General features: G+C 45.6%; 12 protein-coding genes. 3 read left to right on the top strand and 9 right to left on the bottom strand.

Going from position 1 to position 15,239, the window contains the following annotated elements; translation table 11 throughout:
• Positions 1–196 precede the first annotated feature (196 nt).
• The 6 genes from FHW36_RS14555 to FHW36_RS14530 form a co-directional block, all read right to left on the bottom strand.
• The gene (locus tag FHW36_RS14555; RefSeq protein ID WP_145670120.1) at positions 197–1,270 is read right to left on the bottom strand and encodes a DUF4998 domain-containing protein; all 1,074 of its coding nucleotides are present in this window, start codon (positions 1,268–1,270) and stop codon (positions 197–199) included.
• A gap of 30 nt (positions 1,271–1,300) precedes the next feature.
• Positions 1,301–2,509: a DUF4959 domain-containing protein gene (locus tag FHW36_RS14550; RefSeq protein ID WP_145670118.1), complete on the bottom strand. Its 1,209-nt coding sequence runs from the start codon at positions 2,507–2,509 to the stop codon at positions 1,301–1,303.
• A gap of 52 nt (positions 2,510–2,561) precedes the next feature.
• A complete protein-coding gene (locus FHW36_RS14545; protein WP_145670116.1) occupies positions 2,562–4,454 on the bottom strand; it encodes a RagB/SusD family nutrient uptake outer membrane protein in 1,893 nt (630 codons plus the stop codon).
• A 26-nt stretch (positions 4,455–4,480) separates the two neighbouring features.
• Positions 4,481–7,867, bottom strand: a complete 3,387-nt coding sequence (locus tag FHW36_RS14540) for a TonB-dependent receptor (RefSeq protein WP_246121152.1) — start codon at positions 7,865–7,867, stop codon at positions 4,481–4,483.
• Positions 7,868–8,102: 235 nt separating this feature from the next.
• Positions 8,103–9,233, bottom strand: a complete 1,131-nt coding sequence (locus FHW36_RS14535; RefSeq protein ID WP_145670105.1) for a FecR family protein — start codon at positions 9,231–9,233, stop codon at positions 8,103–8,105.
• Positions 9,234–9,311: 78 nt separating this feature from the next.
• Positions 9,312–9,917 (bottom strand): RNA polymerase sigma factor, encoded by a 606-nt coding sequence (locus tag FHW36_RS14530; RefSeq protein WP_145670103.1) that lies wholly within the window; start codon positions 9,915–9,917, stop codon positions 9,312–9,314.
• A gap of 513 nt (positions 9,918–10,430) precedes the next feature.
• On the opposite strand from FHW36_RS14530, the gene FHW36_RS14525 reads away from it, so the two are divergent.
• Entirely contained in the window at positions 10,431–10,952 is a 522-nt protein-coding gene (locus FHW36_RS14525) for a hypothetical protein (RefSeq protein WP_145670101.1), read from the top strand.
• A gap of 55 nt (positions 10,953–11,007) precedes the next feature.
• Here the strand turns inward: FHW36_RS14525 and FHW36_RS14520 are convergent, their stop codons facing one another.
• Entirely contained in the window at positions 11,008–11,679 is a 672-nt protein-coding gene (locus FHW36_RS14520; protein WP_145670098.1) for a YceI family protein, read from the bottom strand.
• A 125-nt stretch (positions 11,680–11,804) separates the two neighbouring features.
• Entirely contained in the window at positions 11,805–12,110 is a 306-nt protein-coding gene (locus FHW36_RS14515) for an HP0495 family protein (RefSeq protein ID WP_145670096.1), read from the bottom strand.
• Between the two features lie 412 nt (positions 12,111–12,522).
• Here FHW36_RS14515 and FHW36_RS14510 point away from each other — a divergent pair, with 412 nt between their 5' ends.
• Complete coding sequence (locus tag FHW36_RS14510) at positions 12,523–12,975, top strand: macro domain-containing protein (protein WP_145670094.1); 453 nt, start codon at positions 12,523–12,525, stop codon at positions 12,973–12,975.
• 3 nt (positions 12,976–12,978) lie between these two features.
• On the opposite strand, the gene FHW36_RS14505 is transcribed toward FHW36_RS14510, so the two are convergent.
• On the bottom strand, positions 12,979–13,404 hold the full coding sequence (locus tag FHW36_RS14505) for a hypothetical protein (protein ID WP_145670089.1): 426 nt from the start codon (positions 13,402–13,404) through the stop codon (positions 12,979–12,981).
• A gap of 315 nt (positions 13,405–13,719) precedes the next feature.
• Here FHW36_RS14505 and FHW36_RS14500 point away from each other — a divergent pair, with 315 nt between their 5' ends.
• Positions 13,720–15,180, top strand: coding sequence for a LamG domain-containing protein (locus FHW36_RS14500; protein ID WP_145670088.1), 1,461 nt, complete (start codon positions 13,720–13,722; stop codon positions 15,178–15,180).
• The last annotated feature ends 59 nt before the right edge of the window (positions 15,181–15,239 follow it).

Here is a 15,239-nt window from a genome sequence, read left to right as displayed (position 1 = left end):
CATTGTGCCCAAAGGCTGGAAGTAAGCGCACATGTCGCAAACAGTGTAATAATTTTTTTTAGGACCATTGCGTAAAAATAGCTACGAAAGCAGGCGAATTACAGTGCAAAATTATCCAATTCCTATGTTTTATTTGCATATCGCTCATAAAAGAGACAGGAGCCGCAAGCAGCTCCTGCCTGTAAAGCATCTCCTTTTACTTCATCGAAAAGGTTTCATCAAATGAAGTCCGGTGGGTTGCTCCTGGTTGGTTCATCCAATACTTTACTTTTAAAGTACGGGTGGCGGGGTCAAATTTATTTATACCCGAAGGGTCTAATTCTGCTGACCTTCCGTTGGAAGAAGGCTGTCCATATTTGTTAATGACGCTGATAACATTATAATTATTATCCAGGTTAAATACTACGCCAAATGATCCATAATATGAATTGCTTCCTCCACTCAGTATTTTATGGTAAACTTCGTTTGTTTGATCATTGTCTACCAATTCGAGTTGCGTGGCAGTGGCCGGGCGCAGTGTAACATTCCAGGGGTATGGCCCGGTCAGTGAGGCATTGGTATAGTCTACCATCTGGCCGGTGCAGGTATATTTTGCTGCAGCCAGGTTCACAGGCATTGTTTGCTGTGCATAAAAGGTATCGATGCCTGACAATGGTACATAAGCGGTTTTCAACACCACAGATGCAAGCTGTTTGGACGCATCTTTCAGCGTATCCTCGAAGGCGCCGGCATTGGTGTATTTCGCCGATCCGGTTGTGCCGGAGGCGGTAGTGTAAGCCGCTGTTGTATACTTACAGGTGGTATCCATAGAGCTAAAGCCAAGTATGATACCGGCCTGGCTGTTGGAAATATTCACCCGCCGCGTTTGCAGGTTATTTTCATATGCCTGTCCCAGGCTGGTTCCTGTAATCACCGCAGATCCGGGAGTGGATGGGTTCCCTGCCTTATCATATGCCACGATCTCGAATGCGTATTCCCCTTCTGTAAGGTTCGGAACTATCACCTGTTGGAGTACGCTGTCTGAAGCAGGTACTTCCAGCTTGCTGCTGCGGTTATTCCAGTAGATTACATACCTGGCGATATTGGGGTCTTTTGATTGGGTAAACTGTAACCCAACTCTTCCCCTGCCGGGATGTGCCACCAGGTTGGTGGGAACCCCGGTATAAAAAATCTCCCCGTTGGAGAGGTAGGGAGCATATTCATGATCCATTTTGGTACATGCACCTAATCCTGTTACTGTCAGCAATAGGGCATACATAATATTCTTCATGTTATTTTTTTTAAATGCTACCGGATATGATTACTTATAATCTCCCATGAACTTGATAGATGCCATTTCCAATCCTTGTCCGCCAGAAAAGTTCTGCAGGACAACCAGGCGGAAATAGCGCATGGTAACTGCCGGCAGCGGGAATGTAAATTCAGCTCCATTATTCACAACTTCGTAATCGGCGCTGTTGGTCTGTCCATAAGGAAGGCCGGATGGTTTTACCAGCTCGTATACCCCGCCTATTTGCGTCCAGGTATTGTCGAGGGCTCCGTTGGGGTTAGGATTCATACTGCCGTATACTTTGAAAAACCGCAGTGTACCGTTCCTGAACTCGGCCCCGCCGTTTTGTCGCATCCAATATCTGAAACGACTTAATACCACTGGCCGTCCAAAATCTACGGTCACCCGCGCCGGAACGGAATCATTGGGGCCGGTGCCCCCGTAAAAGGCCCAATCGCCCGATTTATACGGGTTAGAAAGCGGTACTCCCAGGTTAGAACCACAACATGCTGTCTGGTCGCCCGGCAGCACCAATCCATGCATTTTTGTACGATCCAGTTCCTGCTCATTCATGGACGTTACGCTTGCCCAGACGGTGTCGGATACATTTCCCCACCTGTCACGTACGAAGGCGCCAAACTTTCTTTCCTTGGCTGAAAATCCTCTTACAGAAAAATTACCTGATGTGTCCTTGGTATAGCTGGTATAAACCGTTTCAGGTTTCCCCAGCGTATCTACCAGCGCCACTACCGCGATATCGCTTCCTGCAATATTCCTGAACGCGATATTCGCCCCGCCAAAATCTGCCAGGATCTGCAGGGTGGATTTAACAGTGAGGTAAGGAGGTGTTTGCGGATGCACATTAACCTCGATCGGATCTGACTTTACCTCGCTCCGGCTAACGGTATACAGTTCCACCTTATAATCGGCCGATTTTTCAAAGCCCATGACTTTTAAAGTGTCGGTATAGTAAGAAGCCTTCACCTGTTGTTGCGACTTTTGATTGATCATAAAGTTGGCCTGTACATAGAGTATTTCCGGGTCGGCGGGAATATCATATATAATAAGGGCGCCACCGGGAAAGTTATTCACGTGCACATTTGTTACCACGGGAGGCTTTTTGTCGCTTTTGTATATGGGCTCCGGGTTGGAGCCGGTTTGTTTCTGACAGGAGTACAGCGCTGCCGCAGCTATTACCATAGTCATTACCAGTATATGTAGTACGGATTGTTTTTTCATTCTTTTGTGATTTAGTTAGTACCCGGTTTGCAGCGATCATTTATAGCAACTGCTACCATAGCGGATTCTGAACGAGATTAGGATTTACATACAGGTTATATTCTTTGATAGGCGCCAGGAAATCCCTGTATGTATTATGTGGTTGATAAATGGACCTCATCTTATAAAATGCGGCTGGCGTGCTTTGAGAAATATCCCAACCGGTAACAGGTCTGTTCATCAGGTCCAGTCGCTTCCATCTGCGCATATTCCAGTAGTTTTCCCCTTCGAAAATAAATTCGATCATGGTTTCCTGCTGGATAATGCTCCGCAGTCCTTCCCTGGTAGAAGGTTTGGCAGCATTCCTGGAATGCGCCGACCATGACTGCACGACTCCGTTCAATCCTGCGCGGCGGCGAACTTCATCGATATATTGATAGGCTTTGGCCGATGGGCCTTCTGATTCGTTGAGTGCTTCTGCATACATCAGGTAAAGTGCACTTAAACGGATGGCAGGCCAGGTATAGGCATCGGCAGTATAAGATCCGCCATCACCGGATGTTTTCCAGCTCACCAGTTTCTTGGGCCAGTAACCGGTAAAAGAATACCTTGACAACGTATTGGCTGATGAAGATCCCCACATGGTATTTATATACAGCAGATTGTCTTCATTGGGCCGTTGTTTCATAAAATAAGAGGAGCCATCAAAAGCCAGGTCCGCGTAGAAACGGTATTCCCGGTTCACATTAAAAGAAGAGGTGGTATAATTGGGTTTTAAGATGCTGCGCATATCACTCGACACGGTCACCAATTTCGTATACCGGTTGGCGTAATCCCAGTCGATGTCTTCTTCAATGGGCACACCATTCCCTGTATAAAATATTTCGCAGGCATTCATATTTGCCGCCCACAAGGCATAGGTATAAGAATACACATCATTCCTGGGGGCGCACTCGCGCTGTAATTCAGCTGTAGTAGACTGAGGAAAGCCCCAGATGCATTCCTGGTTCCAGTCTTCAGTAATTGCGCACCTGATGTCCATGCACTTTTTAGTAGTATCGCTGATATTGGCCAGGTCGAAAGGTTTTTCGAAATAATACAAATTGAAGCCTGCACTGTTAGCGGCAGTAATAGCTGCATTACAAGCGTCTGCGGCCTTTTGCCATTTCGATTTATCGAATGCGGTATTCACCAGCGCCCGGCCATCTTTGTTTTTCAGTGCAGCATAATCGGCATTTCCGTTAAAAATCGGGCTGGCATCCCATGTGAGCGCATAGGCTTTAATAGCCAGTGCAATCGGCGTAGTGATACGTCCTAACTCCTCCCGCTGGTTGGTGATCATTTGCGGCAGATCAGGCACGGCTTCGTCTACCAGTTGAGCAATATAGGCCGCCACATCATCTACCGGGTCCCGCTTTACCTTTACTGCCTCCACGTCGGCAGATACAGGGATGTTCTCCTTCATCATGGGAATGGGACCATACATGCGTAGCAGCAGAAAATGGTAATATGCTTTCAGCACTTTCACTTCTGCTATCCATCTTTTTCTTTCTACTTCTGTTATGTCAGGCACTTTGCCAATGTTATCCAGGAAAATGTTGCAGGTACGCATCCCGGCAAACATGGCTACACCGCCATTAGCGCCGTCCCAATAGTTAGCAATTGGGTTTACAATGTTCTGATAATCGTAACAAAGCTGCATAATCGATTCTGGTATTCCCGGCGCCTGCGAGCCAGGATATGGCGTTGCGATTTCCCGTGATCCCAGGAAAGTATAATTTTCCGAAACGCTGCCCAGCTTGGGCAGGTACGAATAACAGGTAAACAGGTATTTCTTGGCAGTAGCGCGCATCTGGAAGGCCTGTTCCAGCGTGGCTACGTTGTCGGGGATAATATCCAGGAATTTCTTGCAGGCACTACTACAGGTGATGATCATCCCCAGCAGCACTATTTTTATAGTTTTCATACTTGTTTTTTTTCGTTGCTTATTTACTATTTAAATGAACAGGTCACCCCAGCGTTAAACACCCGTTGAACAGGGTATCCCAGGCCATTACCGCCCATTTCCACATCCCAGAGATGAAATTTGCTGAAAGTAAACAGGTTGGTGCCATTCAGGTAAAACCGGGCGTTGGTAAGGCGCAGTCTTTTCATTAGCGGAGTAGGTAACGTGTAGCCAATTTCAACCGACTTAATGCGAAGCAGTGCGCCATTTCTCATAAACCAGGTGCTGGCTTGGTTATTATTAGCAATCAAACTGGTGCTGAGCCTGGGCCACAGTGCATAGATGTTCTGGTTATCTTCACTCCAATGGTTATCTGCCCATACTTTCAGCAGCTGGCGCTGATCATCGATAAAAGGCGAAGTAGACTTGGAATCTATCCAGAAAGATTCCCGGCCTAATCCCTGGAAGAAAATGTTGAAATCAAAGCGATCGTATCCTGAGGATATACCAAAGCCATACACGATTTCGGGAGTAGTGGGAAACCCGATGGGCGCCATATCCAGCTCGCTGATTTGTCCGTCACCATTTATATCCCTGTACTTAATATCTCCACCTCCATAAATACCAAAGTTTTGTTTGGGCGCATTTTTGGCATCCAGGTCGTCCACAAACAGGCGCTCTGCCACGTATCCCCATTCCTGCATCAGGGAATGGCCCACGTGCGACTTATTCTTTTCCGGGTAAGATGGTTCTTCATATACATCAAAGCGACTGGTGGCATACGTAAAGTTGGCCATTGCCTTGGCCCACCATTTCCGGGTGATCTGGTGAGAATAGTCCAGGGCTACATCTACACCATGTGCCGAAGCTTTACCCACGTTGGCGCTGAGAATGGGCGACAGCCCCATCGTAGTAGGAATAGAAGTACGGGGCATCAGGATATTGGATCTTTTTTCCTGGTACACATCTACCTCCAGGTTTAAACGGTCAAAAAAGGAAGTTTCAAATCCAATATTGGTTTTGGCCGCTTTCTCCCAGGTGATGTCATTGTTGGCATACCGGGTGATATCGATGCCGGAAAGATTATAATCTTTCAGGGTACCGAAGGTCATTCCTCTCTTGCTACTGTTCATTTCTACATTAGACAGGTAAAAGAAACGATCGTCAGAGCTGCCAATCGCGTCATTACCTACCAGGCCGTACGTGGCTCTTAATTTAAGCTTGGTAATTACATTCTTCAGGCTCTCCCAGTATTTTTCATTGGATACTGTATATGCGACACCGGCAGATGGGAAGAAACCAAAACGATGGGTTTTATAAAATCGTTCTGACCCATTGTAGCCAAAGTTGAACTCTGCTGCATACCGGTTATCATACAGGTAAGTGGCGCGGCCAGACAGGCCTACGTTCCGGAAAGGAAGGGAATTCTGCAGACTGCCGGCGTTCCCGGTAAGACTGTTTTTTGCGATGCCTACCAAAGTACCACTCAGGCCATGCACTTTATTAAATGTTCTACGATAGTCCAGCGCCAGTTCACCGTAAAAATCGGACGACAGCGTTTTATCACCTTCCGAATAGTTGAGATATTCCGTACCGGCGGGCGCCTGTGACTGGCCAACTTCCTGGTTGATTGCTTTCAGAGAATACCCTTTGGTTACATAGTCGTAGTCATATGCTACATAATAAAAAGGATTATATTGCCGGGATACTGAAAAGTACGCATTGCGCTGGATATTGAGCAATCCCCGGGCCGACAGGCCTTCCGTGATAAAAGACAGCTTTTGGTTCAGCGCCAGCTGTGCGTTGATAGCAGACCGGTTGAATTGTTTATAACCTTTCTGCAGATCGGCATAAGGATTATTAAACTTCCCATCTGCTGAGTTACCAAACATAATATGCCTCACGTACTTTGTTTCTTCAGTAGGCTGGTAATACGCCGGGAACAATACGGGATTTGATTGCATAATTTGGTTATAGATATCTTGTCCTCCTGAGATAGGACCGGAGTAATCATCAAAACTCCCGGATATACGTACAATCATTTCCGTAGAAGGCGTCAGGTTAATATTGACGTTACTCCTGATCGAATATGATTTTAGCTTAGAGTTACTGTTGAAATTACTTTTCTTGTCCATTTTCAGTATCCCGTTGTCCATGTTCATAGCGCCGGAAACGTAGTAGCGGGCTACTTTCCCGCCGCCGTTTACTGATAAGTTATAACGCTGATTCAGGGCTGAGTTGCGAAGCAGCATTTTCTGCCAGTCTGTTGCCGGAAATACTACGGGATCAGTACCATTTCTGGTATTCTCAATTTTATCTTTGGAATACAGCAAGCCTCCCAGGGGATTGCGCGTGAGCACTGCTTCATTGGCGAGTTCCATATAAGTAACAGGATCTGCCAGTTTCACATTCTGGGTAGAACGGGATAGCGAGTTTTCCGCCCTGAATGATACGGTGGCGGCACCTTCTTTACCTTCCTTGGTAGTGATCAGGATAATACCATTGGCTCCTTTTGACCCATACAGCGCTGTAGCGGTGGCGTCTTTCATAATGGAAAAGCTCGCGATGTCATCCACTTGCAGGCGTGCGAGGTCTGTGGGAGTGGCTTCAATATTGTCGATGAGGATCAGGGGCGATTTCCGGTAGCCAAAGGTAGTAACGCCCCTGACAAAGAAATCGGCGTTATCATATCCAGGTTCACCACTCCGCTGGTAAGCGATGATGCCGGCGAGCTTTCCTGCTAAAGCATTGGTGAGGTTGCTGCTGGGAATTTTCAGTTCAGATGGTTTGATAGAAGTTACCGCACCTACTACTTCTGTTTTCTTTTGCCTTCCCTGCGCTACCACTACTACTTCATCTACTTTAGACTCCAGTCGCTTCAGTATAATACGCATCATACCGGTGGAGCGCACCGTTACGTCCAGCGATTCATACCCGATAAACGATACGGTCAGCGATGCCCCGATAGCAGGTACCTGGATGGAAAAACGGCCGTAAGCATCGGTGGTAACGCCTTTGGCAGTGCCTTTCAGCTTAACCGTTGCGCCAGGCAATGGCAGGCCGTCGTCGCCCAGTACCACCCCCGTAACCTCAATCGCCGCTGGTGCAGTAGCCGACAGGGAATCTTTTCCCGGCGCTTCTGCCGCAGTGATAATGATCCTGTTTTTTGAAATCAGGTACGTTAAGGGCAGCCCTTTAAAACAGCTTTTTAAGGCATCTGGGAGCGGCGCATTACGTACGTCGATGGTAATCCCCGTAGCATTGTTTAACAGGTCATCTTCATAAAAAAAACGGTACCCGGTCTGGTGGTTGATTTCTTTCAACACCGTTTTCAGCGACACATTTTTTCCTGATAAGGTAACGCTCTGGCCGAAACCAATGGCGCTGGTCTGCATGCAAAAGCAGAGCAGGCTAAATGCGGTAAACTTCATCATCAACAATAGTTTTGTGATTGTTTTACATCGTGGGTGGGCACGGAAATGTCCTCTTAAATTCATACATTTGTTTTTGCAGCTACTCATTTTCAAATGAGTGCATGAGGGTAAATAAATAGAGAGTTATGTGCATAGCACTCCTTATCCGGATGATATTCCGGACAGTTTGCCCTTATATTAACGTCCTGTCTCGCACACAGGGCGTTTTTTTAAGGGTGGATTTTGGTGATATTTATTATGGTATTATAACTATTTTTCTATTGTTCACTTTATATTTGATTCCGGCTGTTTGCATAAATTCGAGTACTTCCGCAATACTGTCATTGCGACCAACGATACCTGTAAAACGTTTCTGGCTTACCGGCCCTTCATAGGATACTTCCACATCGTACCAACGGCAGATCTGGCGCATAATTTCCGGCAGGGTAAGACTATTGAAAACAAAATTCCCTTTCTTCCAGGCCATCACTTCATCAAGGTCGATATGCTCGTTTACATTGGCGCCATCGCCCGCTAATATAACCTGCTGGCCGGGTTGCAGCAGCACATTCTCCTTTCCACCGGCCACTTTTACTGCACCTTCCAATAAGGTTACTTTGAGGGATTTTTCATCCGTATATCCGTTTACGTTAAACTTTGTGCCGAGTACCTGTATCTCCGTTCCCGGGGCTTTCACATGGAATGGTGTGGGCGATTTTTCTATCTCAAAATATACCTCTCCCGTAATCTCCACGTTCCGGTCGTTCTTTGCAAACACGATGGGAAAGCGAATAGAGGAGGCGGCGTTCAGTAAGGCCGTGCTGCCATCCGGCAGTGTTACCTGGAACGTTTCTCCTTTAGGCGTCGATATTTTATTATATAATACTTCACTGCTTTTATCAGACGACGGCTGGTATACCACCTGTCCGTTGCCCTGTTTTAATACCAGCGTATTCCCCTGCCTGGCCACCATTCCGTTGCCCGAACTATCCAGCTCAACGGCGGTACCATCTGACAAAGTGAGGATTACCTTCTTTTTGGATGTACCAATGAGTTGCTGTTGCGCTATTTTCGCAGGATGCGCGTTGCCCTGGTAGTACCACCAGCCGGCCACCGCTATCAGCGGAAGCAATATAGCTGCCGCCCTTAACCAATATTTATAGAGAACAGGCCTGGCTGGTTCTTTCATTTTTACCGATTCCATTACGCGGGTAAACATGGCCTCCCGGCTGTCCGGACTGGTTAATCCGTCAGCGGCACCGGATTCAAGCTGCCCATGGATATCCGTATGCAGCTCATCATCATGAGCAGCCAGGTGCTGCGACAACTCCTCCTCCGACACTCTGCCCTCCAGGTATGCCTTTATTATACTGCGAAATCGTTGCATATTACTTGCTTTACCAGTGCCATTTAACTGATTCAAGATATAAAGACACTTGACTTTTGAAAATGTACCAGTGGGATACTAGGATAATGAGAAAAAAATTATTACAAAAAGAATGGTTTGTTCGTCGGAGTGTTCATGGAGGTATTCGCGTATGGACTGCAGGGCGCGTGACAAGTGATTTCTGACAGTATTCCGGGATAATCCGAGTTGCAGGGCTACATCGCCCAGCTTAAGTCCTTGTAGTTGGTTGAGCTGGTATACCAATTTCTGTTGGGGCGGCAGACTATTAATAGCCTTGGCAATAAGGCCGCGGGACTCTTTTAACACATATTCGCTTTCCGGCGATCTGAGGCAGTCGCCTTCTTCAGATAACAACTGTCGGAGATAATCTTTTTCCAGTCGTAAACGACGCAGTTCGTTGATAATCCGGTTCCGCGCAATAATAAAGATATAGTCAGCTATCTTGCTGATATCCGGCAAAGCTGTCCTTTTAAGCCATAGCTTAACAAAAACATCCTGCACAATTTCTTCAGACAGGTGTGCTGATTTGGTATAAGTAAAGGCAACGCCGTAAATTCTATCGGCATAGATCTCAAACAACTGCCGGAAGGCGGCTTCATCTCCATCGGCCACCTGGTGTAAAAGCCCGGAGTTACAAATGGACAGTGTGTTTGACGCAATCATACTAACTCAAAATTTTCCCTCAAAACGTGATTGCGTTAAAAGTAAGGATTATTTATGCTTGTTGGGAGTAGTGGGTGGGTGCATATAAAATGCCCGTATCAAAAATAAACTGCAGCACCTGGCCAGTTAATTTCCTTAAAGTCAATAACGATGTACCTCTTATCAAATTCTGCTTTTATGATAGCCTGCTGAAAAAGGATGTTATGCGGTTTATATTAGTCAAAAAAGCATCAAAATTTGATAACATCGTTGTGAAATTTGCTGTTTTGGGAGAAGAAGTTTTAATGGCTTCTAACAGCTAGGAAAACGGCATGGAGACACATTAATGGCAGTTAATAAATATTTTCTACTGCGTAATGGCGGGATATTAGCGTTAACATTGAGCCCGGAGCCTAATCGCAACCGGGGGCTGAAGTGATGACTGGTTGATAGTGATACACGGCAAAGATCAGTAGATGTAGTTATCCGGTAACATTTTCTGTTTTCATTCGTTTCACTGGCTAAACCTCCTGTATGAAAGCAAATATCTACGTATTGCTGCTATTCCTGACCGGCGTCCTGCTTACTTCCTGTAAGAAAAGCGATATCGCGTATGAAAACGATTTTAATACCAGCGTACGATACTGGATGAACTTCAAAACAGCATCGGGTAACTCCTACCGTTATGTCGTTAATTTCTCCTCGTGGGCCGGGTTTAGTACGGAAACCGTTATTACTGTTAAAGAAGGGAAAGTGGTGCAGCGTAGCTATACCGCCACACGTCGGATTGACAGCCTCCCGGGCCAGTCTGAGGTATACGAGCAGTGGACGGAAGATGAAAGTAAAGTAGGTTCACATGGGGCTGCCTATCCTCCTCAGACGTTAGATGAAATATACAAAGCAGCAAAGGACCAGTGGTTGTTAAAGCGCAGTAATGCCCAAACCTACTTTGAAACAAAAAATAATGGAATGATATCCAGTTGCGGGTTTGTAGAGAATGGCTGTATGGATGACTGTTTCCGGGGTATCAATATTAGCCTTATCGAAAAAATATAAAGCCTCGCAGGAATCCTGCGAGGCTGTTTTAATAAATGACTTATACTTAAGTATTTTACTTTTTTGCTGCCTTCAGGTTGAACCCAATTTCAACGTCTTTGCTGATCATCCAGTTTTCAGGGCTACCTTCTGTTTTATAGCTGATGCCCCAGGCAGATCTGTCGATCACAAATTTTGCGGTGGCAGTCACGTCGTTGGCTGCTACGGTGATTTGTGCAGGGAATGTGATGTTCAGGGTGCTGTCTTTCAGGGTCAGGTTACCGCTGATCAGGTTAGTAGCGCCAGGCAGCAGGCTTTTCTGTTTAGCGCTGTCATAAGGAGCTACGCCGGTGATCACAAATTTCGCGGATGGATACTTCGCTACGTCGAAGAAGTCGCCGCTTTTCAGGTGACCTTCCAGGTCAGATGCTTTCTTGTCTGGTTCGGTGATGGATGCCGGGTCTACGGCCAGGGCAGCCAGGTTCACATTAAAGCTACCGCCGGTAACAGTGCCATTTTCCACATTGAGACTACCATCTGTTACTTTGATTATACCAAAGCGAGGTGCAAATCCACCTTTGTGGGTAGCACGCCATTGAACGGTTGTAGTGGTTGTGTCGATTGCATATGCTGTGCCGGAGGCTACAGCTGCTTCTTTCTTTTCTTCGGTCTTCGCCTGGTCGGTAGAAGCACCGCCACATGCTGCCAAAGTGGCCAGCAGGATAAATGCAGGTACTGTTTGCTTCATAAATTCAAATTAAAACTATGTATAAGCCATCGAAATTAGGGGTTTAATTTAAACAACGGCACAATACATCGAAAAATATCAATATTATAACAATTCTTTTACATTACGATCTCAGGCGGCTCTATTTAAAGCATGATTACCGAGTCGATCCTGGACACCTCTTTATAGTAGGCAATCACTTCCTCCTCATCCTGCACCTGCACCTGTACCGTAAATGATTTGTACTTACCACCGGAAGAACTGGCCTCTGTGAGCCGGGCGCCCGTACCTTCGAACATAGATTTCAATGCGGTGATCTTATCGGCTTCTGCTTTTATAATGAACTTAAAAGTATACTCAGTAGGGAATACAATGGATTGCTGCAGTAATGAACGAAAATTTTCATACGGATCTCCGTTTAAGCTGGCATTTTTATTTTCATCTATAGACATATTGATTACCTGTTTAGCTATGTTAACTGGCAAAATTAGCTTAAAAAACAATTGCTCCTGCAATATTCTTGCAGCGGACAAACATGTAAAGGTCCATCTACTTCTATCACGCACTCATGCAGATTAGGCTAGAAATTTTACGCTGCCCGATTTGTTAACCACGAAGGACAGTGCCATAAGCATTTGCTTTGCTTGTCACGCATATTGAATGCGTAGGGTGTGATTACTTACTAAAGCAATCGTAACCGCTTCCCTATGTTTAATAGTATCCTCATCAACTATCACTTTCATAACAGGATATTTATTCTGAAAGCCCTGATAACTATATCTAATTATCAGGTCTTTCAATTACTTTCAACGCTACCAAAGATCTGTATATTACACTCTGTTTAACCCAAATCGCCACCACACTATGGTCACTTACATCAACGAAGGAGATATCTTCTACATTCCCGGCGTCAACAACTATGCACACGGGTGTAATTGCGCAGGTGCCATAGGCAAAGGAATTGCCGTTGCATTCAAAGAAAAATTCCCCAAGATGTACCAGGAGTACAAGCAATTATGCCGTAACAAGCAATTTACTCCCGGAAACGTTTATATGTATAACTATGGAGAAGGGATGGTATTCAATCTGGGCACACAGCAGTCCTGGACAACTAAAGCAACGATTGAATCAGTAGCATCCGCCATCGGAAAAATGCTGTTACTCGCAAAAGAAAACCAAGCCGACAAAATCGCGCTCCCCAAAATAGGCGCTGGCCTTGGAAAGTTAAATTGGGAGAGTGTAAAACAGGTAATCGACAAGCAAGCTGCCGCCTATCCAGATATAGCATTATTTGTGGTAGAGAATTTCAAAGGATAAATGCTACCAGGCAACCTGCTCCATATATGCTTTACCGATATATTCCCGGAAATCTCTTAACTTTTGTACGTCAAGCGTAGTTATATCCAGCTCCCAAACGGCTGCATTTTCCACCCATGGATCAGTCAATACTTGCACTATCCCGGGGCCGGACTGACGCATATCGTAAGGCCATGCCAGGGCAATATCGAAGGTTGCCTGGTTCTTCCAAACAGTTAATATCTCCCCACCACCCATTACGGCCCATTGCTCATCGCCGCTGATCACGGCACAAGTAGGATTTCCGTAGAACCAGTTGATATAAGTGACTTCTTTGGTAGCTAAATGAAATAAATAGCCATTTTCATACAGGCTACCTACCAACAGGCTTTTGCTCTCAACATGTTTCACAAAAGCAGTATCCCACTGTACTTTCCATAATTCTGTCATAGCGTTAAATATCCTTAGTATGAAAAAATAACACCCTTTCTTTCTCCTGTAATACCTTTGATTCCTATAAAGTTATCACACAAAATATTCTTTCAAGATAGCTTTTAAGAATAATCGTTTCAAAATCATAGGACATTGGAAATTTTACTTCAAATTTCAACTTTACAAGCCTTTTTTAAACTTCACGCACACATTCCCTTTGTTTACTTTTGCAAGTATATATGACGTCATATAAAACATGCTATATCTGTACAATTAATTTGACAACCCTTTTTTTTAACCAGTACCAGAACTGAATCATCCCACTACTTAATTATGAAAGCAACAAAAATCCTGAAAACAGTTAGCCTGTGTGGCCTAACTACGGCAGCGTTATTTTCCTGCGGAAAAGTATTTCTGTCCGCACCGGAAGCGCCGTCTAAATTAAACACCACCTTTGCCGGTGACTCTATTAGTGGCTTAATTGCCCACTGGCCAATGGACAGTGCTACGTCCGCGAACGATATATCCGGACACCTGCACCATGGTACCACCTTTAATACTACGCTTACAACCGATAGGTTCGGTAATAAAAACAGCGCGTTTTACTTCGATGGACAAACCAGTTATATCTCTGTAGAAGATCAGGCGGACCTCCGTTTGAACAACACCGATTTTACACTGAATGCCTGGGTAAAGCTGGACCAATACAATTCGTCGTATAACTCCAACATCCTGGCCAAACGTAACAATGACCCCAACGGTGGCTATGTGTATGCGGTAAGAGGATATGCCGGTAACACGCTCGGCGTATTACATTTCGGTCCGGGAGGAGATGATATCAACGCATATGGTTCTAAAGTAATTGCTACCAACGACTGGCACATGGTTACCTGCGTATACAACTTTGCCCAAAAGAAAATAAGTCTGTATGTAGATGGTGTGCTGGATAACATTACTAACGGTGTATTGCCTGCTAATGCTCCCGCATTAGCGAAATTATACATAGGCCGGGACGATGTCTACTCTCCTACCAACGGTTATTTCTTCAAAGGCGCGATGGATGACATCCGGATTTATGGCAAATCCCTGACGGTAGCAGAAATCCAGGAACTCTACAACCCCAACACCCTGAACAACGGTTTGATTGCTTACTGGCCACTGGACAGCCTGAGAGGCGCCCGTGATATCTCCGGCAATAATCATAACGGTAGCATCAGCAACACCGCTTATACCACCGATAGCCGGGGTAAATTCAACGGCGCCTTCTATTTCAACGGCATCAACAGCTTCATTACAGTGAATGATTCCGCAGATCTCCGTTTAACCAATACCAACTTCTCGCTGAACGCCTGGGTGAAACTGGACAGCTACAACTCATCTTTTGGTTCCAGTATCCTGACTAAACGCAACAACGAACCCAATGGCGGTTATGTGTACGCAGTAAGGGGATATGCTGCCAATACCCTCGGCGTATTACATTTCGGTCCCGGCGGAGATGATATCAATGCCTACAGCACCAAAGTGATCACTACCGGATCGTGGCATATGGTCACCTGCATATACGACCTGGCTCAACAGAAAATAAGCATGTATATAGATGGTGTACTGGATAATACAACTACCGGCGTATTACCTGCCAATGCCCCCGCCACTGCTAAATTGTATATTGGCCGCGATGAAATCTCTTCTCCTACCAATGGCTATTTTGTTAAGGGAGGAATGGAAGAAATCCGTATCTACGGCAGAACACTGACAGCTACTGAAGTACAACAACTCCTGAACCTGAACAACTAATCAGGTTTGTTCGGATAGAAAACGCCCATGCAGTAACTGCATGGGTGTTTTCATTTATC

Origin of the sequence: Chitinophaga polysaccharea, from assembly GCF_007829335.1 — a bacterium.
Lineage (GTDB): Bacteria > Bacteroidota > Bacteroidia > Chitinophagales > Chitinophagaceae > Chitinophaga > Chitinophaga polysaccharea_B.
The sequence above is the reverse complement of the archived record's forward strand: the minus strand, read 5'-3'. Positions and strand labels throughout refer to the sequence as shown.

Bases quoted from the DNA above. Each gene is read 5' to 3' on its own strand.
- FHW36_RS14555 (WP_145670120.1), bottom strand. From the start codon at position 1,270: ATGAAGAATATTATGTATGCCCTATTGCTGACAGTAACAGGATTAGGT.
- FHW36_RS14550 (WP_145670118.1), bottom strand. From the start codon at position 2,509: ATGAAAAAACAATCCGTACTACATATACTGGTAATGACTATGGTAATA.
- FHW36_RS14545 (WP_145670116.1), bottom strand. From the start codon at position 4,454: ATGAAAACTATAAAAATAGTGCTGCTGGGGATGATCATCACCTGTAGT.
- FHW36_RS14540 (WP_246121152.1), bottom strand. From the start codon at position 7,867: ATGATGAAGTTTACCGCATTTAGCCTGCTCTGCTTTTGCATGCAGACC.
- FHW36_RS14535 (WP_145670105.1), bottom strand. From the start codon at position 9,233: ATGCAACGATTTCGCAGTATAATAAAGGCATACCTGGAGGGCAGAGTG.
- FHW36_RS14530 (WP_145670103.1), bottom strand. From the start codon at position 9,917: ATGATTGCGTCAAACACACTGTCCATTTGTAACTCCGGGCTTTTACAC.
- FHW36_RS14525 (WP_145670101.1), top strand. From the start codon at position 10,431: ATGAAAGCAAATATCTACGTATTGCTGCTATTCCTGACCGGCGTCCTG.
- FHW36_RS14520 (WP_145670098.1), bottom strand. From the start codon at position 11,679: ATGAAGCAAACAGTACCTGCATTTATCCTGCTGGCCACTTTGGCAGCA.
- FHW36_RS14515 (WP_145670096.1), bottom strand. From the start codon at position 12,110: ATGTCTATAGATGAAAATAAAAATGCCAGCTTAAACGGAGATCCGTAT.
- FHW36_RS14510 (WP_145670094.1), top strand. From the start codon at position 12,523: ATGGTCACTTACATCAACGAAGGAGATATCTTCTACATTCCCGGCGTC.
- FHW36_RS14505 (WP_145670089.1), bottom strand. From the start codon at position 13,404: ATGACAGAATTATGGAAAGTACAGTGGGATACTGCTTTTGTGAAACAT.
- FHW36_RS14500 (WP_145670088.1), top strand. From the start codon at position 13,720: ATGAAAGCAACAAAAATCCTGAAAACAGTTAGCCTGTGTGGCCTAACT.